Source organism: Arthrobacter sp. Y3221160, from assembly GCF_059092585.1.
Window position 1 is genome coordinate 747,575 of the sequence record NZ_JBNHHU010000001.1, and the last position, 19,787, is coordinate 767,361.

Annotated in this window: 18 protein-coding genes and 3 tRNA genes; 6 read left to right on the top strand and 15 right to left on the bottom strand. The window is 67.8% G+C overall.

The window, feature by feature from the left end; genetic code table 11:
• Nucleotides 1–4: 4 nt before the first annotated feature.
• The 9 genes from AC5RWG_RS03435 to AC5RWG_RS03475 all read right to left on the bottom strand — a co-directional run bounded on the left by AC5RWG_RS03435 (nucleotide 5) and on the right by AC5RWG_RS03475 (nucleotide 7,366).
• On the bottom strand, nucleotides 5–1,615 hold the full coding sequence (locus AC5RWG_RS03435) for a GTPase (protein WP_494000012.1): 1,611 nt from the start codon (nucleotides 1,613–1,615) through the stop codon (nucleotides 5–7).
• Nucleotides 1,612–3,402: a dynamin family protein gene (locus AC5RWG_RS03440; RefSeq protein WP_494166414.1), complete on the bottom strand. Its 1,791-nt coding sequence runs from the start codon at nucleotides 3,400–3,402 to the stop codon at nucleotides 1,612–1,614. Before AC5RWG_RS03440 ends, AC5RWG_RS03435 begins: the two co-directional genes overlap by 4 nt.
• A 99-nt stretch (nucleotides 3,403–3,501) precedes the next feature.
• Nucleotides 3,502–3,577, bottom strand: a tRNA-Glu gene (locus AC5RWG_RS03445).
• A 49-nt stretch (nucleotides 3,578–3,626) separates the two neighbouring features.
• A tRNA-Glu gene (locus tag AC5RWG_RS03450) sits at nucleotides 3,627–3,699 on the bottom strand.
• 63 nt (nucleotides 3,700–3,762) lie between these two features.
• Nucleotides 3,763–3,834, bottom strand: a tRNA-Gln gene (locus AC5RWG_RS03455).
• Nucleotides 3,835–3,976: 142 nt separating this feature from the next.
• The gene (gene gltX, locus AC5RWG_RS03460) at nucleotides 3,977–5,476 is read right to left on the bottom strand and encodes a glutamate--tRNA ligase (protein ID WP_494166415.1); all 1,500 of its coding nucleotides are present in this window, start codon (nucleotides 5,474–5,476) and stop codon (nucleotides 3,977–3,979) included.
• 56 nt (nucleotides 5,477–5,532) lie between these two features.
• The gene (locus AC5RWG_RS03465) at nucleotides 5,533–5,733 is read right to left on the bottom strand and encodes a hypothetical protein (RefSeq protein ID WP_494166416.1); all 201 of its coding nucleotides are present in this window, start codon (nucleotides 5,731–5,733) and stop codon (nucleotides 5,533–5,535) included.
• 4 nt (nucleotides 5,734–5,737) lie between these two features.
• On the bottom strand, nucleotides 5,738–6,511 hold the full coding sequence (locus AC5RWG_RS03470) for a fumarylacetoacetate hydrolase family protein (RefSeq protein WP_494166417.1): 774 nt from the start codon (nucleotides 6,509–6,511) through the stop codon (nucleotides 5,738–5,740).
• A 63-nt stretch (nucleotides 6,512–6,574) separates the two neighbouring features.
• Nucleotides 6,575–7,366, bottom strand: coding sequence for an MBL fold metallo-hydrolase (locus AC5RWG_RS03475; protein ID WP_494166418.1), 792 nt, complete (start codon nucleotides 7,364–7,366; stop codon nucleotides 6,575–6,577).
• A gap of 215 nt (nucleotides 7,367–7,581) precedes the next feature.
• Here AC5RWG_RS03475 and AC5RWG_RS03480 point away from each other — a divergent pair, with 215 nt between their 5' ends.
• A complete protein-coding gene (locus AC5RWG_RS03480) occupies nucleotides 7,582–8,013 on the top strand; it encodes a DUF7793 family protein (protein WP_494166419.1) in 432 nt (143 codons plus the stop codon).
• 63 nt (nucleotides 8,014–8,076) lie between these two features.
• Nucleotides 8,077–8,697 carry a hypothetical protein gene (locus tag AC5RWG_RS03485; protein ID WP_494025693.1) on the top strand — a complete coding sequence of 207 codons (621 nt, stop codon included), beginning with the start codon at nucleotides 8,077–8,079 and terminating at the stop codon, nucleotides 8,695–8,697.
• 105 nt (nucleotides 8,698–8,802) lie between these two features.
• Here AC5RWG_RS03485 and AC5RWG_RS03490 read toward each other — a convergent pair whose 3' ends face one another.
• The 3 genes from AC5RWG_RS03490 to AC5RWG_RS03500 form a co-directional block, all read right to left on the bottom strand.
• Entirely contained in the window at nucleotides 8,803–9,177 is a 375-nt protein-coding gene (locus AC5RWG_RS03490) for a DUF1304 family protein (RefSeq protein WP_494166420.1), read from the bottom strand.
• A gap of 64 nt (nucleotides 9,178–9,241) precedes the next feature.
• The gene (locus AC5RWG_RS03495) at nucleotides 9,242–10,345 is read right to left on the bottom strand and encodes a branched-chain amino acid aminotransferase (RefSeq protein ID WP_494022884.1); all 1,104 of its coding nucleotides are present in this window, start codon (nucleotides 10,343–10,345) and stop codon (nucleotides 9,242–9,244) included.
• A 64-nt stretch (nucleotides 10,346–10,409) separates the two neighbouring features.
• Complete coding sequence (locus AC5RWG_RS03500; RefSeq protein ID WP_494166421.1) at nucleotides 10,410–11,474, bottom strand: 3-isopropylmalate dehydrogenase; 1,065 nt, start codon at nucleotides 11,472–11,474, stop codon at nucleotides 10,410–10,412.
• A gap of 332 nt (nucleotides 11,475–11,806) precedes the next feature.
• Between AC5RWG_RS03500 and AC5RWG_RS03505 the strand changes: the two genes are divergently transcribed.
• Entirely contained in the window at nucleotides 11,807–12,667 is an 861-nt protein-coding gene (locus tag AC5RWG_RS03505) for a DUF2382 domain-containing protein (RefSeq protein ID WP_494166422.1), read from the top strand.
• 89 nt (nucleotides 12,668–12,756) lie between these two features.
• On the opposite strand, the gene AC5RWG_RS03510 is transcribed toward AC5RWG_RS03505, so the two are convergent.
• Both AC5RWG_RS03510 and AC5RWG_RS03515 read right to left on the bottom strand, forming a co-directional pair.
• Nucleotides 12,757–13,878, bottom strand: a complete 1,122-nt coding sequence (locus AC5RWG_RS03510; protein ID WP_494166423.1) for an LCP family protein — start codon at nucleotides 13,876–13,878, stop codon at nucleotides 12,757–12,759.
• 236 nt (nucleotides 13,879–14,114) lie between these two features.
• Nucleotides 14,115–14,441 (bottom strand): cupin domain-containing protein, encoded by a 327-nt coding sequence (locus AC5RWG_RS03515; protein ID WP_494000025.1) that lies wholly within the window; start codon nucleotides 14,439–14,441, stop codon nucleotides 14,115–14,117.
• A 182-nt stretch (nucleotides 14,442–14,623) separates the two neighbouring features.
• Between AC5RWG_RS03515 and AC5RWG_RS03520 the strand changes: the two genes are divergently transcribed.
• Entirely contained in the window at nucleotides 14,624–16,030 is a 1,407-nt protein-coding gene (locus AC5RWG_RS03520) for an APC family permease (protein WP_494049787.1), read from the top strand.
• Nucleotides 16,031–16,239: 209 nt separating this feature from the next.
• Entirely contained in the window at nucleotides 16,240–16,758 is a 519-nt protein-coding gene (locus AC5RWG_RS03525; protein WP_494166424.1) for a hypothetical protein, read from the top strand.
• A gap of 156 nt (nucleotides 16,759–16,914) precedes the next feature.
• Here the strand turns inward: AC5RWG_RS03525 and metG are convergent, their stop codons facing one another.
• Complete coding sequence (metG, locus tag AC5RWG_RS03530; RefSeq protein WP_494166425.1) at nucleotides 16,915–18,474, bottom strand: methionine--tRNA ligase; 1,560 nt, start codon at nucleotides 18,472–18,474, stop codon at nucleotides 16,915–16,917.
• A 224-nt stretch (nucleotides 18,475–18,698) separates the two neighbouring features.
• Here metG and AC5RWG_RS03535 point away from each other — a divergent pair, with 224 nt between their 5' ends.
• Nucleotides 18,699–19,655, top strand: a complete 957-nt coding sequence (locus AC5RWG_RS03535; RefSeq protein ID WP_494166426.1) for a type IV toxin-antitoxin system AbiEi family antitoxin domain-containing protein — start codon at nucleotides 18,699–18,701, stop codon at nucleotides 19,653–19,655.
• The last annotated feature ends 132 nt before the right edge of the window (nucleotides 19,656–19,787 follow it).

Consider the following 19,787-nt stretch of genomic DNA (forward strand, 5'->3'; position numbering starts at 1 on the left):
GACGTCATTCGCCGGACGCCCTCAGCACTGCCTGCCTGAATGCCCGGTGCCGGGCCACCGCCTCTTCGACCGGCCGTACCACCCGCTCTTCCGCGACCCGCGCAACAGCGTCCCGGAGCCGCCGCCGCGCATTTGCGGCCCGGGCACGGGCCACGAACCGCGCGATCACGCCCGATGCCAGCGCCAGCACCACCCCGGCGAGGATCCCGGCGGCCAGCAACAAGGTCGGCACCGGGAAGCCTTCGACCGTTGGTGTCTCAGGGACCGCAAACTGCAGGTAGCCCAGCGCGGCGATGCCAAGGAGCCAGAGCGCTCCGGCCAAGGCGGCTGCGAGGGCGAGCCACTGGAGCAGGCCGAAAACCGGCCACCACCACGACGCACGGTCGGAGCGCAGGTCCGTGCCCACCAGGGCCTGGTCCAAGTCGTCCGGAAGCGTTTCCTCCGCGGATCGTGCCGCCCGGCGGATGGCCGCGCGCCAGGGGGCGGCGGCGCCTTCACCGGCGCGGTCGGCGAACTGACGGATGGCCTTGTCGGCCTGCGCCCGCTGGGCGGGGCCCGGGGCCGGCATGGACGAGCGGTTCAGCAGCGGATTCACGTCCTTGCGGTCGAGGTTGAGCCGCTTGAGCGGGTCGCGGCGCAGCTTTCCGAGCCAGCGGACCGCCGGCCATCCGGTCCGGGCATGCGCCCGCCGCCGGTAGGAGGCCCCCACGGCGTCGCTGATCGCTTCCACACCTGCCGCCTGCGCCAACTGCTCGGCCAACGTGTTCCTGGCCGCCTTGCTGACGCCTGCCGGCTCCGCCCCGGGTTCAACGGCCAGCGCCTGGGCCGCCTTCCTGACGTCGGCGAGCAGCCGCTCGGCCGCGGCCTGCCGCTTGTCGGCAAAGGCCGTGATGGCTGCCGTCAGCTCGGCAAGGCCGGTCCCAGTCGTCGCGGAGACGGGGTAGACATCCACCCGGGCGAGCCCGTCCCGCAGCAAAATCTCCCTCAGCGACCCCAGGACCGGTTGCAGCTGTCCCTCGGCCAGCCGGTCCACCTGGTTCAGCACCACCAGCGTCACCGCATCGTGGGAGGCCAACGGGCGCAAAAATCCCTGGTGCACGGCGGCATCGGCGTACTTCTGCGGATCGAGCACCCAGACCAGTACGTCGACCTGGCCGGCGAACCGTTGCACGATGGCGCGATGCTCGACCGCGGTGGAATCAAAGTCCGGCAGGTCCAGCAGGATCAGGCCGCCGTGCCCGGCGAACGATCCGTCGTCCACCACGTGCCGATTGGCTACCTGCAGCCAGTCCAGCAGCGGTTCGCTGCCGGCCGTTCCCCAAATTCCCGCCATTGCTTCGGACGTGGTGGGGCGGCGTGCCGCCACGGTGGCGTGGCGGGTGCCGGATACGGCGTTGAAGAGGGAGGACTTTCCGCTGCCGGTCGCACCGAAAAAGCCAACCACGGTGTGCTCGGCGGACAGGGAGCGGCGGGTGCTGGCCCGTTCCAGGACTTCGGTGACGGGTGCGAGTTCCGCTTCCGGCAGCACCCCGGCGGCGAGCTCGGCGGCCGTGTTCAAGGCATCCAGCCGTGTCTGCAGCAGGGAGGTCTCGGGCTGGCCCCGGTGGCGGCTCAATCCGGGGCTCCCGTGTCCGTCTTTGCCCCCAGCGCGTGCAGCCGCCCTTCCAGTGCGCGCATGGTCCCTGCATCCTCCACCTCGGGGATCCGCGCCAGGAAGCGCTCCGCTTCGGCGCGCATGAGCCTGCGCGTTCGCTCCTGCAGCTCGGCGCGGGCCTTGCGCGCCAGCCTGCGTACGGCGTCCTCGCCGAAGACCGCTTCCAGCAGCTTCTGGCCCACCACGGCCGTTCCGCCCGCCACGCCGATTTCCAAGCCGGTCAGCCCTCCGGTGGCCGCGAATATCACCACCATCAGCGCTACCCCGAGGCCGTTGACTCCGAAGGAGAGCATGCGCGCGGTGAAGCGCTTGCTCTCACCCTCGCTGCGGATCAGGTCCAGCAGGTCTGCCTGCCACGCCCGGATTTCGCGGGCTACCTCGTCCGCAAAGCCCGCGCTGGGAGTCGACAGGTCTTCGTGTCCGAGCAGGCCCTGCCCGGCCGGGTCTGTCCGCCAGCGCGCGTCGGCCTCCTCCGCGCCGGCGGCCGCCGCCTCGACGACGACGGCCTGCAGCCCGGACTCGATGGCTTCCTCGACTTCGACGGAGGGAGCGGGTTTGCCGGAAAAGAACGCGCCGATCCGGTCCCGCAGCAGGCCTATGCCGCTCTCGATACCCCGGAAGAATTCTCCGGTGCCGACAAAGTCCTGCCAGCGCGCCAACACCTCGCCCCGGAGGAGCGTTCCGTCCTCCGTGGCCGAGAGAGCCCGCGTGGTCGCCGCCTCGTAGGCGTCTTCCACGACCTTTCGCAGCCGCTGGCCGGCGGCATGCTGGTCGTTCGCGGCATCGGCGACCGAGCCGACCGTCGCGGCCAGTGAGCGCACTGCCCCGCCGAGGGTGCGCCGGGCGATGTCTGCGCGGCCGGAGGCGTCGGCGGCGAGTTCCTGGAGCCACTCCCGGAGGGGATCGACGGCGCCGGCCGGGAGCATGCCCCGTTCGTCCAGCCGGGACTCGAGGATGACAAACAGGCGGGCCGCGGCGAGACCCTGCCGCTGCAGCAGACCGGCCAGGTCGGCGCGGACTTCACGCTCAACTTCTTCCGGCACCCGGTCCAGGACGATCGCCACTTCGATGTCCCGCTGTGCGGCGTCCAGGAGCAGCGCCCACGGCACGGCGTCGGCGTACCGGTTGGCGGTGGTAACGAAAATCCACAGGTCGGCGGCGGCCAGCAGTTGTCCCGCCAGCCGCCGGTTCTCGTCGGCAATCGAATCGATATCCGGTGCATCGAGCAGCGCTATGCCCGCGGGAATGCTGTTGTGGGCGAGCAACACCAGCGAGGTTCCGGCAGGTTCGCCGGCCGGTTCCGGATTGGGGGCCTGCCTGTCGGCGGTGTCCGGCGCCGGCGTTCCGGTGATTCGGCTGAGGCCGGGCAGGATCCGCCGATCCGAAAACCATGCCGCGTCGCCCGGATGATGCAGCAGGACGGGTTGGCGTGTGGTGGGCCGGATCGCCCCGGCACGGGTGGCCGGAAAGCCCGCCACCGCGTTGACGAGCGTCGATTTCCCGGCGCCGGTGGATCCCCCCACGACGGCCAGCAGCGGGGCTTCCAGCGTGCGGTAGCGGGGCAGGATGTAGTCGTTCAACTGGGCAATGGCGGCGGCGACGGCTCCGCGGGCTGCGGCGGCACCGGGAACGTTTAGCGGCAACTGGACCGCTTCAAGCGCGCCCCGGCTTTGTTCCAGGAGCACGACGGCGTCCGCCGCTCCCCTGTCCTGGCCCTCGGGCAACCTGCTTGTCACGGTTCCTATCATGCCAGCAGGAGCCGCCAACCCTGCCACGGCGGGCCGTAGGCCTGGTTCTTCGGGGCATACAAAAAGCCGGTCCGGGACGGGATGTCCGGGACCGGCTGTTGGTGACCCCAGCGGGATTCGAACCCGCGTTACCGCCGTGAGAGGGCGGCGTACTAGGCCGCTATACGATGGGGCCGCATAGCTTGCACAGTTGAAGGCCTGCACTGCCTTGTCCTTGCGGACCGTGACCCCAGCGGGATTCGAACCCGCGTTACCGCCGTGAGAGGGCGGCGTACTAGGCCGCTATACGATGGGGCCGTAGGTTTGCGCGGAGTTTTCGCTCCACACAATCCAGTCCCCGCCGGAGCGGAGACTGTAGCGCTGGGATACCAGGACTCGAACCTAGAATGACGGTACCAGAAACCGTTGTGTTGCCAATTACACCATATCCCACTGGCACTTTCGGAGCCGGTGGAAACGGGCTTTTACCCATTCCCTGGCGCCTCAGCACGAGTAATTACTTTACCGGATGCCTGCTCGAAAGTGCAAAACGAGCAACGCGCGGCAGCCGGGCCGCGCGTCGCCCGGGGCACGCTCAGCCGCGGAAGGCTTTGATCCGCGCCAGGGAGGAGTCCTTGCCCAGGATCACCATGGACTCGAAAAGCGGCGGCGAAATCCGACGCCCGGAGACCGCGGTGCGCACCGGCCCGAAGGCCAGCCGGGGCTTCAGCCCCAGGCCCTCGACCAGGGCCGACCGCAGGGCCGCCTGGATGTTCTCTGCCGTCCACTCCTCGAGCGGCTCCAGCGCCGCCAGCGCGGCGTCCAGGGCTTCCGTCAGGTTCTCGGGCAGGCCCTTGCGCGCGTCGTCGGCGACCTCGATCTCGTCGTCGTTCTTGAAGAGGAATGCCACCATCTCCGGCGCCTCGCCCAGCAGGGTGATGCGCTCCTGGATCAGCGGTGCGGCGTCGGCCAGGATCATCTGCTCGCGTTCCGTCAACGACTCCCCGACCAGGCCGGCATGCTGCAGGTAGGGGATCAGCCGGAGCTTGAAGTCGCCGGGTTCAAGCAGTCGCACATGGGTCCCGTTGATCGCCTCGGCCTTCTTCAGGTCGAAGCGCGCCGGGTTCGCCAGCACATCGTGGATGTCGAAGGCCTCCACCATCTGGTCGATGGTGAAGATGTCCTCGTCGGCGGACAGCGACCAGCCCAGCAGCGAGAGGTAGTTGAGCAGGCCCTCCCGGATGAAACCGCGCTCCCGGTGCAGGAACAGGTTGGACTCGGGATCGCGCTTGGAAAGCTTCTTGTTGCCCTGGCCCATCACGTACGGGAGATGGCCGAACAACGGCATGTAGCGGGCCACGCCGATGTCCACCAGGGCCCGGTAGAGCGCGATCTGGCGAGGAGTCGAGGACAGCAGGTCCTCGCCGCGCAGAACGTGGGTGATGCCCATCAGTGCGTCGTCCACGGGGTTGACCAGGGTGTAGAGCGGCTTGCCGTTGGCGCGGACGACGGCGAAGTCCGGCACGCTGCCGGCCTTGAAGGTGATCTCCCCGCGCACCAGGTCCGTGAAGGTGATGTCCTCGTCCGGCATCCGCACGCGCAGCACCAGTTCGCGTCCCTCGGCCTTGAACGCGGCGATCTGGTCCTGCGTCAGGTCCCGGTCGAAGTTGTCGTAGCCCAGCTTGACGTCGCGGCCGGCGGCCTTGTGCCGGGCCTCGACTTCTTCCGGGGTGGAGTAGGACTCGTAGAGGTGGCCGGCCTCCTTCAGCTTCGCGATGACGCCCTGGTAGATGTCGCCGCGCTGGGACTGGCGGTACGGCTCATGCGGCCCGCCGACCTCCACGCCCTCGTCCCACGTGATGCCCAGCCACTTCAGCGCTTCCAGCAGCTGCTGATAGCTTTCCTCGCTGTCGCGGGCGGCGTCCGTGTCCTCGATCCGGAACACCATGGTGCCGCCCGTGTGCCGGGCGTAGGCCCAGTTGAACAGGGCGGTGCGGATCAGTCCGACGTGCGGCGTGCCCGTGGGAGACGGGCAGAAGCGCACACGGACGGGAGTTTCGTCGTCAACAGTGGGGATGGCAGCAGCAGTAGTCATGATGTGCTCCAGTTTAGTCTGCCAAGCGACTGCCGCTGGCCGGGCCGGAGGCCCGGCTACTTCTTGCGCGGCGTCTTCCGGCGCGAACCGGCGGTGTATCGGTAGAGGTAATAGAGCGCCAGCAGGATGCCGACCGCCAGGAACGTCCCCGCCAGCCAGTCCGGGCCGCCCCAGTAGTGGGTGGCCCGGGCCGCCACGGAAAACGTGGCCAGCGATCCGAGCGCAAAGACTCCGAAGGAGCGGCGGCGTGCCGGCATGGGATCAGCGGCGGGCGGTGTTGGACAGGGTGCCGATGCCCTCGATCTCGACCTCGTAGCGCTGGCCGGATTCGATGGTGCCGACGCCGGAGGGCGTGCCGGTCATGATGACGTCGCCGGGGAGCAGGGTGAAGGCCTGGGAGGCGTAGGACACCAGTTCCTTGACGCCCCAGATCATCTGGGAGGTATTGCCGTCCTGCTTCAGCTCGCCGTCGAGCCGGCCGCGGATGGCCAGGTCTTCGGTGTCCAGTTCGGTCTCGATCCACGGGCCGAGCGGGGCGGAGCCGTCGAATCCCTTGGCGCGGGCCCACTGGTTGTCGGTGCGCTGCGCGTCCCGGGCGGTCAGGTCGTTGCCGCAGGTGTAGCCGAAGACGACCTCGTCCACGCGCTCTACCGGGACGTCCTTGCAGATCCGGCCGATGATCACGCAGAGTTCGGCCTCGTAGGAGACTTCGTCGGAGAATTCGGGCAGGACCAGCGGCTCGTTCGGGCCGATGACGGAGGTGTTGGGCTTGAGGAACATCAGCGGGGCGGCCGGCGTTTCGTTGCCCATTTCCTGGATGTGGTCGGCGTAGTTGCGGCCGATGCCGATCACCTTGCTGCGCGGAATAATCGGGGCGAGCAGCCGCACGTCCTCGAGCTTGTGTTGGGCGCCGGTGGGCTGGATGCCGTTGAAGAACGGGTCGCCGGCGATGACGGTGATCTGTTCACTCCCCTCCTCGCCTTCGACGATGCCGTACTGGGGGTCGGATTCAAGGACAAACCGGGCTATGCGCATGGGTTTAGCCTACTGGTTTCCGGCCCGCGGATTTCAAACGGGACGAGCCCGAACCCGCACCGCTCAGCCGCGCAGGTACTCGAGCTGGGCGGCGACGGAGGATTCGGCGGCGAAGCGGACGGCGGGGTCGACGTCGGCGTAGACATAGTCGGTCACCGCGCCGATGGTCGCGTCGGCGCCGAGGTGCTCCAGGGCGGCGCGGATCTGGTCCAGGCGGAGCCGGCGGTGGCCCGCGTACTCGCGGCAGATGGCCGACAGGTCCGGGAGCGTGCCGCCGTGCGCGGGCAAGACCTTCGCCGGACCGAGGAGTTCCAGCCGGGCCAGCGAATCCAGGTACGGGCCGAGCCTGCCGTCGGGGTAGGCGATGATGGTGGTGCCGCGGCCCAGGATCGTGTCGCCGGTGAGCACCGAGCCGTGGGGGCCGTCGTCGGGAAGATGGAAGCTCACCGAATCCGCCGTGTGGCCCGGCGTGGCCAGCACCCGGATCTCGACGCCGGCCGCCCGAATCACCTCGCCGTCCCGCAGCGGTTCCGCGGCATAACAGAGCGCTTCGTCCAGGGCACGCACGGGGGCGCCGGTCAGTTCATGGAAGCGTTCGCTCGCCTCGGTGTGGTCGATGTGGTGGTGGGTGATCAGCACCAGTTCCACCTCCCCCGCCGCCGCCAGCTCAGCCAAGTGCTCCTCGTCCAGCGGCCCGGGATCGACTACTGCCACTCCCCCGTTCCCCGGGGCGGCGATCAGGTAGGACTGGGTGCCGTCCAGGCTCATCGGCCCCGGGTTGGGGGCCAGCCGGTACCGGGTCAGTTCACTGCTGCGGACAAGGGAGAGATTCTGTTCAGCGGTCACAGGATTCATCCTCGCACTCCCCGCCGCGCGCCGCAGGCCGGCGCCCCAAGAGGCATCCGCCGGAGTCCGCCGCCGCCGTCGTCATTCCCGCCGGGCCGGACGGCATCCGTCACACTCGCCCACACCGTCCGTCACACGTGCCGGGCCCGTACCGGTGGCTTGACCATGTTCGCTACGCTAGGCACCTGCAGTCCCGCCAACGGCGGCCGGACGAAGGCTGGGCGATGCGCGCATCTTCCCGGCCGGATGGGGGATCAGTGCTCGCGGAAGTCCACTCAGAGTACGACGTGCAGCTCGGCCGGGATGGGCTCCTGGTGCTGACTGTCCGGCGCGGCCTCACCGTCGGTGCCGAGCTCGCGCAGCACGTCGTCGACCACCTCTTCGACGTCGCCGGGGACCGGCAGGTAGCGGTGCTGCTGAAAATGGCCGGCGTGCGCTGGGTGACTCCGGAGGCGCGGCTGATCGCCGATACCTTCACGCCGTGCGTTGCCCTCGCGGTGCTCGGCAACGGGGCGGTCGATCGGGTGCTCGCCAGCTTCTTCGTACGGATTTTCGCGAAGGATGACTTCCCGACGGGATATTTCGACGACGAGGCCGAGGCGCGTCAGTGGCTGGCGACGCACGCCGGACGCCTTGCCGGGGTGGAGACGGAATAAGTCCGGGCTGCGGCCGGGTTGCCCTTGATGGAACCATTTGCAGCTGCAGGATAGGAAAACTTCATGGCGGATACCCAGAACACCACGTCCCTGGCCGATTTGCTGGCCGAATATGACGTGGCCGAGCACGACCATGCGGTGGCCGAGCGCAACAGCGGGATGCAGCACATCCATAACCACGCCAACGGGGACATTGTGTGGTTCCCCACCTGGCAGAAAAACCGCGAAACGACCGACTGGGAAACCGCCGTCCAGGAGTTCTCCGCCGAGCTCGAGGCCGCCGCCGCGGGCGGCGCGGATGCCGCCGAAGCCGCAGCCGCCCTGGCGTCCTCCCGGCTGCAGGCCCTGCTGGAACAGGCTGCCGAGGCCCCGGACGCCAATGTGTTTATCCGCGAGAACCTGGCCCGCTTCCTGTCTGAGACCTGGGCCCTCGGCGACGCCTACGCGCTGAAGAGCGGGAAGAAACTCCCGGGGACGGCGGCGCCGGCCGGCATTTTCGCTTCGTTCCCGTACGAGGTCTACGCGCGGGACGGCGGCAGCTTCGCCACCGCCCTGTGGAACGACCTGGTGGATGCCCGCAAGAACCGGATCGCCGCCGAAGAGGCCGAGCGCAAAGCGCTCAAGCCCGTCTCCAAGAAGGCTCGGAAGGCCGCAGAGCGCAAGGCAGCCGCCCGGAAGGGTTAGCCGCAGCACCTTCCGGCGCTCCCCGGGGGTACGCCGGAAGGTGGGCGGGCCCGGAAGGAAGGGGGGCGGGCGCCGGAAGGCGTGCCCCGCCGTCGTGGTCCTGCGTCAGAGGAACAACAGGATCAGGACCACCAGCGGCAGGACCGACTGGGCCAGCGCACTCTGCCACAGGCGGCGTTCCGAAAACCAGAGCACGGCCCCGAGGATCACGTGGGCGATGCAGGTGAAGACGATGATGGTCTCGCCGGTGGCCGGGCGGCCGCCGGCGGCGATGATCACGCCCGCGAGGGCGCCCAGCCCCCAGACCATGTTGTAGAAGCCCACGTTAATGGTCCACAGCCGCACGGCGCCCACGTCCTCCGGTCGGATGAGGAACAACCGGTGGAAGCGCTGGTCGCGGTAGAAGTAGGCCTCCGCCGCGCCAACGGCAATCAGCATCACTCCGAAGAGCGCCGCCAGGACGTACGCCGCCACCGTCATGGACCCAGTGTGGCCCGGCCGGGGCCCGAACGGAAGCGGCGGTCAGGCCAGGCCGGCGGTCAGGTCAGGCCAGGCGGGTGAGCCAGCCCCGCGAGTCCTCCACGGCGCCTGTCTGGATGCCCAGCAACTCCTGGCGGATGGACATGGACACGTCGCCGGACCCGGCGCTCGGCGAGGCGATGCTCCAGCCGTCGGCCTTCAATTCGCCGATCGGGGTGATCACCGCGGCGGTGCCGCAGGCGAAGGCTTCGGTGATGTCCCCCGCCGCCACGCCGTCGCGCCATTCGTCGATGGTGATCTTGCGCTCCTGCACGTCCAGGCCGCGGTCCTTGGCCAGCTCGATCACCGAGGAACGGGTGACGCCGTGCAGGATGTGGCCGTTCAGCTCCGGAGTGACCAGGCTGCCGTCCTTGAACACGAAGAACACGTTCATCCCGCCGAGTTCTTCGATGGCATTGTCGTTGAATTTGTCCAGGAACAGCACCTGCTGGCAGCCGTTGGCTTCGGCTTCCAGCTGCGCGGCCAGGGACGCGGCGTAGTTGCCGCCGCACTTGGCCTCCCCGGTGCCGCCCTCGCCGGCGCGGGAGTAGCGCTCGGAGAGCCAGATGGACACCGGCTTGAGCTCGCCGCCGAAGTAGTTCCCGGCCGGCGAGGCGATCACGCGGTAGGACACTTCGTGGGCGGGGCGCACGCCCAGGAACGCCTCGGTGGCGATCATGAACGGACGCAGGTACAGCGCTTCGCCGTCGCCGGAGGGCACCCACGCCTTGTCGGTGGTGACCAGCTGGCGCAGGGACTCGATGAAGGTTTCCTCCGGCAGCTCAGGAAGGGCCAGCCGGCGCGCCGAGGTGTTCAGGCGGGCGGCGTTGGCCTCGGCCCGGAAGGTCCAGACGGACCCGTCGTCGTGCTGGTAGGCCTTCAGACCCTCGAAGATCTCCTGGCCGTAGTGCAGCACCGCGGCGGCAGGATCCATCATGATGGGTCCGTACGGCTCGATCCGCGCATTCGACCAGCTGCCCGTGCCGTCGGCGTCGACCTTGTAGTCGACGACGGCCGTGTGGTCCGTGAAGTGCTTGCCGAAGCCCGGGTTCGCCAAGATGGCGGCGCGCTCCTCGGCGCTCTTCGGACGCTCCGAGAGCTGCTGGGTGAATTCGAGGGGTTCAGTCATGGTTCCTCCGCGGTGAGGGCACGCCCTTGTGCGTCAAATAATGATTCTGGTTAGTAACCGTTAACTACCCTACTGCCAAAGCGGCGGTGATCGCATCGCCGATTTCCGCAGTGGTGCGGGAGGCACTCCCCCGGGTTGCGACGTCGTGCTCCACCGCCTGCTGCACGCGGGCGGCCGCGTCGGCGAGGCCCAGGTGCTCCAGCAGCAGGGCCACGGACAGGATGGCCGCCGTGGGGTCGGCCTTCTGCTGGCCGGCGATGTCCGGCGCGGAGCCGTGAACCGGCTCGAACATGGACGGAGCGGTGCGGTCCATGTTGATATTCCCGGACGCCGCCAGGCCGATGCCGCCGGTGATGGCGGCGGCCAGGTCGGTGATGATGTCGCCGAACAGGTTGTCTGTGACGATCACGTCGAAGCGGGCCGGGTCCGTGACCATGAAGATGGTGGCCGCGTCGATGTGCAGGTAGTCGGCGGCAACGTCCGGGAACTCGGCGCCGACCGTCTCCACGGTGCGCCGCCACAGGTGCCCGGCGTGGACCAGCACGTTGTGCTTGTGCACCAGGGTGAGCTTCTTGCGGCGGCCGGACGCGCGGCGGAAGGCATCGCGGACCACGCGCTCCACGCCGTGGGCGGTGTTGACCGAGACCTCGGTGGCGATTTCATGCGGGGTGCCCACGCGCAGCGCGCCGCCGTTGCCCACGTAGGGCCCTTCGGTTCCTTCGCGGACGACGACGAAGTCCACCTCGCCCGGGTTTGCCAGCGGGCTGGGGACGCCGGGCAGCAGCTTCGCCGGGCGCAGGTTCACGTAGTGGTCGAGGGAGAAGCGCAGCTTGAGCAGCATCTCCCGCTCGATGACGCCGGACGGAATCCGGGTGTCGCCGGGGGCGGCGCCGACGGCGCCGAAGAGGATCGCGTCATGCTTGCGGAGCCGCTCCAGCGTCTCCTCGGGCAGGGTCTCGCCGGTGGCCAGCCAGTGCTCGGCGCCCAGCGGGTACTCGGTCAGGTCGAAGGTGGCGCCGCCGTCGGCAGTGGCCGCCGTGAGGACCTTTACCGCCTCCGCCACGACCTCCGGTCCGATGCCATCGCCGGGAATGACTGCCAGGGAGAATGCCTTTGCTGCTGCGCTCATGGCTTCAAGTTTAGGAAACCATTCCACATTCTGGGCAAACCGTCCCAAAATGTGAACACCTGAGGGTTTTATGCAGCAAGGGTGGCGACTCAAAGGTGGAACTGCGCGATGGCAACCTTTCGGCTCCGCCCTCGGCCGCGGCCGACCGGAGGGCGCCTTTCCCATCAACTGCCATGCCAGGACAAGCACCACCGGCACATGCTGCTGCGCCCTCTCCGGGCCTTGCCAAAGATTAATAAGCATGCTTAGGTTAAATCGTTAAGGGCCGCACGGATCACGCTCAACACGGGCGTCCGTACCCTCCAAAAGACATCGATCGAGAAGGAGATACCATGCTCGCCCAAGAACAACTCAACAACCTGCTCAGCCGCGGCGGAAACGTCGTTTCGACTGACGGAGACAAAATCGGCTCCATCGGCCAGGTCTACGCCGATGATGACAGCGGCCGCCCCACGTGGGTGACGGCCAAGACCGGCCTGTTCGGCTCCTCCGAAACCTTCGTCCCGCTCGAAGCGGCCCGCGTGGAGGGTGACGACATTGTGGTCCCCTACACCAAGGACCAGATCAAGGACGCCCCGCGGGTCGACGTGGACGGCTACCTGGAGCCCGCAGAGGAGGACCGGCTCTACGCGCACTATCAGCTGGGCGGCGGCGGACGGACTTACACCGACGCCACGACCGGCCGGGATACCGACTACACCGCTGCCGGCACGGGCACCGGCACTACCGGGCAGTACGGCACCGACGATACCCGCGGCACGTACACCGGGGACGCCCCGGGCACGGTGGGCCGGGACACCTCCGGTCCCACTACCGACGACGCCATGACCCGCTCCGAGGAGCGCCTGCATGTCGGTACCGAGAAGCAGGCGACGGGCCGGGCCAGGCTGCGCAAGTACGTCACCACCGAGAATGTCACCCAGACCGTGCCGGTCCAGCGCGAGGAAGTCCGCATCGAACGCGAACCGATCACCGATGCCAACCGCGGCGACGCCATGTCCGGCCCGGACCTGAGCGACGAGGAACACGAGGTCACGCTCCACGAGGAACGGCCCGTCGTGGAGAAGGAGACCGTCCCGGTCGAACGGGTCCGGCTTGAGAAGGACACCGTCACCGACGAGGTCAGGGTCGACGAAGAAGTGCGTAAGGAACGCATCGAGACCGACGGCACAGACACCGACACCCGCCGCTAGCGGGGGCTGGCCGACGCGAAAGGCCGGGGCAGGGAGCATTCCCGCCCCGGCCTTTCGCTCGCCCCGGCATGGCGGGTGGCCAGGGCCGCCTAAAGATCGCCGTCAGCGAAGGAATCGAAGATTTTGCGCGTCTTGGCATCCATGGGCAGCATGTACTGACCGTCCGCGCTGTAGCCGAAGCCGGGCTCGGGGACTTGGTGCCCGACCTTGGCCGGCTTGGTCTTGTAGACCCAGGCACCGAGCGTCAGCGCCTGCTCCGCGCTCAGGTTGGTCTCTACCAGCGGATCGGCGGCGGTGAGCAGGTCGACCAGCCCGGCCGGTCCGCTCATCTTGGCCATGGCGGCGAATCCGAGCAACAGCACCCCCTGGTGCGCGGAGCGGCCGAAGTCGCCGTTGCGCAGGGTTTTCCGCTCCCGGGCGTAGTCCAGCGCCGTCTCACCGTCGAGCTTGCTCTTTCCCGCCTTGACGTCCAGCACCGGGATCGGGGCGTCAATGGTGACGCCGCCGATTTCATCCACCAGGTCCTCGAACTGCCTGAAACCGGTGAGGATGTAGCCCTCCACCTTCAGGCCGGTCACGTCCGCCACGACCTTCTGCTGCGCCTTGGGTCCGCCCCGCATCATGGCCGCGTTGATCTTCGCCTGGCCGCCGCCTGGCATGTCCACCCAGAGATCCCGCGGGATGCCCAGGATGCCGCCTCCGCCCTTGCCGTCCACGCCGATTACCTGGAGGGCGTCGGCGCGGGCTTCGCGAACCTTCTCGCCCTTGCTCTTCTGGGCGTCGGAGCCTATGAGCAGGACGTGGCGCTTGCCGCCCAGAACCGTCTTGTTCACGTCGAGCGAGGGCCACCAGCCGCCCACCGCCGTCCACGTTCCGTCCTTGTCTACGGCAAGGGTCACGTCGTCGCCGGAGGTCAGGACGGCCATGTCCTGCCCGTTCCATTCACCGGTCGCGGCCTTGACGGTGGTTTTGGCTTCGACCGGAGTCCGGCCGGCGAGCGCACCGGCAGCCAGCTTGTTGGCAGCCACGTCGCCGCCCTCGTAGATGGCCGTCGCCAGCTCCGCCAGGGGTTCGGGCATCTCGCCGGTCTCCACCATGCTGGGGCTGGGAGTTGCCGAATGCAGCGGACGGGGCTGCTCGGCCTTCGGCGCGCAGCCGGTCAGCAGGAGAAGGGATACGAGCGGGAGCGCTGCGAGGCGGGCAAGTTTCATGGCTTTATGTTCCCGCTTACCCGGCCGCTGTGCAAAGGTTTCACCGCGGGACGTCTGTGCGCCGGCCGAGACAGCCCTTCCCGTCGGACCGATGTTCTCCTCAAGGGGGGCGTCAGCGGGTGCCCTTCCCACCGCCGCGGCTCGCCCGTGGGAGGGTACCTGCCCGCTGCCATCGGGCCCCGGCCCGTGGCGGGACCAGCCCGGGCGCCCCCTTCTCCGGCATGCGCCGGCGGGCACTACCTGGCCCATTCGGTCTGCATTTCCGCGACGGGGTGGATGTTCACCATCCTGACGCCGTCCCCGGTGGTGGCCGTGAACTCGTGCCAGGCGTACGCCGGGATGACGATCACCGTTTCCGCGCCCGCATGGCCGGACTGGCCGTCGATCGTGAAGTCGATCTCGCCGTCGAGCAGTACGAAGATTTCCTCATAGGGATGGCGGTGGCGTTCGGCACCGCGCGAGTTCACGAAGAAGGATGCGTGGGCGCCGTGTTCGCTGCCACGGAAGACGGCGGCTCCCGAGGCGGGACGCAGGCTGGCAAGGGACAGGGCTTTGTAGGTCATCGGAGCGGCCTTCCGGTCAGCGGGTAGCCGACACTCTACCGACTGCCCGCCGGCGGTCCCAGGGGAACGGCGATCCAGCCGTTCGCTTCCCCGGCGGCCGCCACGGCGGAGACATCGGCAGGGCCTGATGCTACGTTGGCGGGACAGAGCAGTGCAGAGCGCCGTGTGGACGGAGGAAAGGCATGAGCGGTTCCACCACAACCGAAAAACAACCGGAGCTGAAACGGGCCATAGGACCCAAACTCCTGCTCCTGTTCATCGTGGGTGACATCCTGGGCACGGGCGTCTACGCGCTGACCGGACAGGTGGCCGGCGAGGTGGGCGGCGCGGCGTGGGCCCCGCTGCTGCTCGCGTTCGTCGTGGCCACCATCACCGCGTTCTCCTACCTGGAGCTCGTCACCAAGTACCCGCAGGCAGCCGGGGCCGCACTGTACACGCACAAGGCCTTCGGCGTCCATTTCCTCACCTTCCTGGTGACGTTCGCCGTGCTCAGTTCCGGCATCACCTCCGCCTCCACCGCCGCCAAGTTCCTGGGTGAGAACTTCATCGCCGGGTTCAACCTGGACTGGAACCAGACCGGCGTGACCTGGGTGGCGATCGTCTTCATGGCGGTCCTGGCGGGAATCAACTTCCGCGGCGTCAGCGAGTCGGTGAAGTTCAACGTGGTCCTGACGGTAGTGGAGTTCACCGGCCTGCTGATCGTGATCTTCATCGGCTTCTGGGCCATGAGCCAGGGCAATGTCGACTTCAGCCGGGTCATGGTGTTCGAGACCTCGGAGGACAAGGGCGTCTTCCTGGCCATCACCGCCGCCACCTCCCTGGCGTTCTTCTCCTTCGTGGGCTTCGAGGACTCGGTGAACATGGCCGAAGAGACCAAGGACCCGGTCACCACCTTCCCCAAGGTCATGCTCACGGGCCTGGGCATCACCGTGATCGTGTACGTGTTGGTGTCCATCACCGCGGTGGCCATCGTGCCGATCGGGCAGCTGTCGGAAAGCCCGACGCCGCTGCTGGAAGTCGTGTCGGTCGGCGCGCCGGGGTTCCCGGTGGACGTCATCTATCCGTTCCTGTCCATGTTCGCCGTGGCGAACACCGCGCTGATCAACATGCTGATGGCCAGCCGCCTGCTCTACGGCATGGCCCGCCAGGACGTGCTGCCGCGGTTCCTGGGCAAGGTCCACCCCAACCGCCGCTCGCCCTGGGCCTCCATCATCTTCACCACGCTCATTGCGTTCGTCTTGATCTTCGTGGTCACCAACCTGATGGGCACCGACACCGTCGCCGCGCTGGGCGGCACCACTGCCCTGCTGCTGCTGGGCGTCTTCACGATCGTGAACCTGGCGGTGCTGGTCCTGCGCCGCAAACCGGTCGACCGCAAACATTTCCGGACCCCCACCGTGCTGCCCTACCTCGGGATGGCCACCTGCCTCTTCCTGGTGGGCCCGTGGGCGCAGGATCCGATCGAATACCAGATTGCCGGCCTGCTGATCGGCCTCGGCCTAGTGCTGTGGCTGCTCACCTGGCTCTGGAACCGCGGCGCGTACGGCAGGAAGACGAGGTTCCGCAGCCCGGAGGAACTGGGCGGTTGACGGGACCGGGCGTACGGAGCGAACCGGGTGACTCATCGCACCGGCGATCGTCCGAAGCCGCCGATTGACGGAGCCCGGGCGATTGACCCGGGGCATGGGTGGGTAAGGACAGTGAAACAACGACGGCGGAGGCCGTCCGCGTGACGACGACGCCGGCAGCCTTCTTTGAACGGCCGCGGGCGTGAAGAGTGCCAGCAGGAAGGAAGACCATGGCCGCCAAAAAACACCGGACCGGGACACTGGACCAGGAGAACCTCGCCGCCTATCTGGACTACCACCTGCTGGGTTCGGCTGCGGGCGTGCAGCTGTTCGACGCCGTCCGCCAGTCGTGGGCGGGAACACCGGAGGAGGCCGAGTTCCGGAAGCTGCGCGACGAGGTGTCCGCGGAGCGCAAGGAATTGAAGGCCCTGCACCGCAGCTTCGGTTACCGGCGCAACAAGCTCAAGCAGCTCGGCTCGATGGCCGGCGCCATTGCCAGCAAGGTGAACCCGCTCAACCCCACGCGCGCTTCGGGCGGGGTGGGCGCCCAACTGGAACTCGAATCACTGATGTCCGCCCTGCGCGGCAAGCAGTGCATGTGGCAGGTCCTGACCGTTCTGGCGCCCAGGGACCACCGGCTGGACGCCACCCGCTTCCAGGAACTCGAGGCCCAGGCTGCGGACCAGCAGAGACGGGTGGAGCGGATCATGGCCGCGACCGCGGCCCGGCGCTTCCAGCCGGGCGGGTAGGGCCAACCGGCCGGGGGCCGGACAGCCGGGCGGCTAGGCTACCCGGCAGCCGCTTCCAGCCGCGCGGGAAGGGCTACCCAGCAGGCCACCCGGCAGGCGCTTCCTGCCTAGCGGCTAGGGCTACCCGCCAGGCGCTTCCTGCGGCACGACGATCAGCTAGCCGGCCGGTTCTTCGTACTTCGGGAAGATCGGCGTGGGCGCCGGCAGCGGGGTGCCCGGCACCAAAGCCGTGCCGATGGCAGCGAAGTCGCGGGCGCCGCCGTCGTCCTGTCCCAGCACGTCCAGCAGCTTGCCGGCCGCGGCGGGCATGACCGGCTGGACCAGGATGGAGACGATGCGCAGCACCTCGAGCGTCACGTAGAGCACGGTGTTCATCCGCTCCACATCCGTCTTGCGCAGCACCCACGGAGCCTGCTCCGCGAAGTACGCGTTGGTGTCGCCGAGCACGGTCCAGATGGCTTCGAGCGACCCGTGGAAATCCTGGACCTCATAGGCCGCCCGGGACTTCTCGAGGAGGCGCTCGGCGCGGGCCAGCAGTTCATGGTCCTCGGCGGCGAGCGTCGCGGGCTGCGGGACCTTGCCCTCGCAGTTCTTCGCCACCATGGACAGCGACCGCTGGGCGAGGTTGCCCAGGTTGTTGGCCAGGTCCGCGTTCATCCGGCCGACCACGGCATCGTGGTTGTAGGAGCCGTCGGCGCCGAAAGGAACCTCGCGCAGCAGGAAGAAGCGCACCTGGTCCAGGCCGTACTGCGCCACCCATTCGGCGGGAGCGACCACGTTGCCCAGCGACTTGGACATCTTCACGCCGTTGTTGTTCAGGAAGCCGTGGATCATGACGCGCTTGGGCAGTTCCAGGCCGGCCGACATCAGGAAGGCGGGCCAGTAGACGGCGTGGAAGCGGGAGATGTCCTTGCCGATCACGTGGACGTCGGCCGGCCAGAACTTCTTGAACGACTCCGACTCCGTGTCCGGGTAGCCGACGCCGGTGAGGTAGTTGGTCAGGGCGTCGACCCAGACGTACATGACGTGCTTGTCGTTGCCCGGCACCGGCACGCCCCAGTCGAAGGTGGTCCGGGAAATCGACAGGTCCTCCAGGCCGCCCTTGACGAAGCTGATGACCTCGTTGAAGCGGCTGCGCGGGGCACCGAAATCGGGGTGGTCTTCGTAGAGCTTGAGCAGTTTGTCCTGGTAGTTGGAGAGCCGGAAGAAGTAGCTCTCCTCCTCGGTCCAGGTCAGTTCGGTGTCGGTCTGGACGGAGTAGCGCTTGCCGTCGTCGCGGAGCTCGGTCTCGTCCTCGGCGTAGTAGGCCTCGTCGCGGACCGAGTACCAGCCCTCGTACTTGCCCAGGTAGATGTCCCCGGCCTCTTCCATCTTCTTCCAGATGGCCTGGGAAGCGGCGTAGTGGTCGGCGTCGGTGGTGCGGATGAACCGGTCGTAGGAGATCTCCAGGACCTGGTGGGCCGACTTGTAGGCCGCGGTGTTCCGGTCCACCAATTCCTTCGGGGTCATGCCCTCCTTGGCGGCGGTCTGGGCAATCTTCATGCCGTGCTCGTCCGTGCCCGTCAGGAACATGACGTCGTAGCCGTCCAGGCGCTTGAAGCGGGCCATCGCGTCGGTCGCAATGTACTCGTAGGCATGGCCGATATGCGGCACGCCGTTGGGATACGTGATGGCCGTGGTGATGTAGAACGGTGGCTTGGGCTCGGATGCGGTCACCCTATGAAATTACCCTCTGCGTTCGGCGGTGTCGAAATGTGCCGGGAAGGATGGCGGTATGCAGCGCGGGCAGGGTGGTTAGGACACCGGTACGTCGTGATCACCGCCGGCGTTGCCGCCGACACCGGAAGAGCCGCCCCGGGAAGGAGCGCCGCCGTCGTGCTTTGTCCACAGATAAGGCCGCCGGGATCGACGGCGGGCGGGACGTGGGACACGTTGGTTCGATGGACGAACTCATCGGCAGTCTCGGGCAGACATGCCGCATTGACCGAATCGTCACCTACCGGGAACTGCGCGAACTCGGGATCGAGGAACGCCAGATCACTGCCGCCGTGCGCCGCAGGATCCTGCGCCGCCTGCGGCGCGGCATCTACGTCTCGGAGGAATACTGGCGGGCGCAGAAACCGTGGGACCAGCAGGTGCTGATGATTAAAGCCCACCACGCGGCTTCCGACGGCAACCTTGTTTACAGCCATGCTTCGGCCGCACGGCTGTGGGGCCTGCACATCTGGAACGCGCCGCCTGAAATCCATGTGATCCAGCGCGGCCGCCGTGGCGAGAAGTCCGCTGGCACCGGGGTGGTGCGGCACACCCATCAGGTGCCGGACCGAGACGTGCGGATTCTGGACGGGGGCATCCGCGTAACATCCCGTGAGCGGACGGTACTGGACTGCGCGCGGGCGCTGCCGTTCGAACCGGCCGTGGTCATCGCCGATTCGGCCCTCCAGCTCGGTACGAGCCTCGAACGGATGCATGAATTGGCAGACGCTGCCCCCAGATCACGCTTCCTGACACGCGTCCGGCAAGTGCTCGACACCGTCGATGGGCGGTCCGAATCGCCGGGTGAGACCAGATTGCGGCTGAAACTGCGCAGTTGGAACTTCCCGCCGCCGGTACTTCAACACGAGATCAGGACGGCGGAGGGCACTTACCGCGCTGACTTCGCTTGGCCGGGACTGAAGCTCATCTTCGAGTTCGACGGCGACAGCAAGTACCGCGCCTATCACCCCACGGACCAAGTGATTCTGGACGAGCGGAAGCGGGAGACTCGTTTGATGGAAGACGGCTGGACGATCGTCCGTGTCCGATGGAGCCATCTCGACGACGATGATGCGCTCAGGCAGCGTTTGGTCCGGAAGTACAACGAGGCGTTTCGCAAGGCCTCAGGCCAGACGGCGTGAGCGGACGCCATCCACCAGATCCCCCTTTGACTGCCAGATCAGGGGCTATAACCGGTGATCTGGACGCTGACCCCTGACCTCGTTTCCAGATCAGGGGCTATAACCGGTGATCTGGACGCTGACCCCTGACCT

Excerpts from the sequence above, each read along its gene's own strand:
- AC5RWG_RS03475 (WP_494166418.1), bottom strand. The coding sequence starts at position 7,366 with ATGAATCCTGTGACCGCTGAACAGAATCTCTCCCTTGTCCGCAGCAGT.
- AC5RWG_RS03510 (WP_494166423.1), bottom strand. The coding sequence starts at position 13,878 with ATGAAACTTGCCCGCCTCGCAGCGCTCCCGCTCGTATCCCTTCTCCTG.
- AC5RWG_RS03520 (WP_494049787.1), top strand. The coding sequence starts at position 14,624 with ATGAGCGGTTCCACCACAACCGAAAAACAACCGGAGCTGAAACGGGCC.
- gltX (WP_494166415.1), bottom strand. The coding sequence starts at position 5,476 with ATGACTACTGCTGCTGCCATCCCCACTGTTGACGACGAAACTCCCGTC.
- AC5RWG_RS03480 (WP_494166419.1), top strand. The coding sequence starts at position 7,582 with ATGCGCGCATCTTCCCGGCCGGATGGGGGATCAGTGCTCGCGGAAGTC.
- AC5RWG_RS03495 (WP_494022884.1), bottom strand. The coding sequence starts at position 10,345 with ATGACTGAACCCCTCGAATTCACCCAGCAGCTCTCGGAGCGTCCGAAG.
- AC5RWG_RS03470 (WP_494166417.1), bottom strand. The coding sequence starts at position 6,511 with ATGCGCATAGCCCGGTTTGTCCTTGAATCCGACCCCCAGTACGGCATC.
- AC5RWG_RS03505 (WP_494166422.1), top strand. The coding sequence starts at position 11,807 with ATGCTCGCCCAAGAACAACTCAACAACCTGCTCAGCCGCGGCGGAAAC.
- AC5RWG_RS03500 (WP_494166421.1), bottom strand. The coding sequence starts at position 11,474 with ATGAGCGCAGCAGCAAAGGCATTCTCCCTGGCAGTCATTCCCGGCGAT.
- AC5RWG_RS03440 (WP_494166414.1), bottom strand. The coding sequence starts at position 3,402 with ATGATAGGAACCGTGACAAGCAGGTTGCCCGAGGGCCAGGACAGGGGA.
- AC5RWG_RS03535 (WP_494166426.1), top strand. The coding sequence starts at position 18,699 with ATGGACGAACTCATCGGCAGTCTCGGGCAGACATGCCGCATTGACCGA.
- AC5RWG_RS03490 (WP_494166420.1), bottom strand. The coding sequence starts at position 9,177 with ATGACGGTGGCGGCGTACGTCCTGGCGGCGCTCTTCGGAGTGATGCTG.
- AC5RWG_RS03525 (WP_494166424.1), top strand. The coding sequence starts at position 16,240 with ATGGCCGCCAAAAAACACCGGACCGGGACACTGGACCAGGAGAACCTC.
- AC5RWG_RS03515 (WP_494000025.1), bottom strand. The coding sequence starts at position 14,441 with ATGACCTACAAAGCCCTGTCCCTTGCCAGCCTGCGTCCCGCCTCGGGA.
- AC5RWG_RS03465 (WP_494166416.1), bottom strand. The coding sequence starts at position 5,733 with ATGCCGGCACGCCGCCGCTCCTTCGGAGTCTTTGCGCTCGGATCGCTG.
- AC5RWG_RS03485 (WP_494025693.1), top strand. The coding sequence starts at position 8,077 with ATGGCGGATACCCAGAACACCACGTCCCTGGCCGATTTGCTGGCCGAA.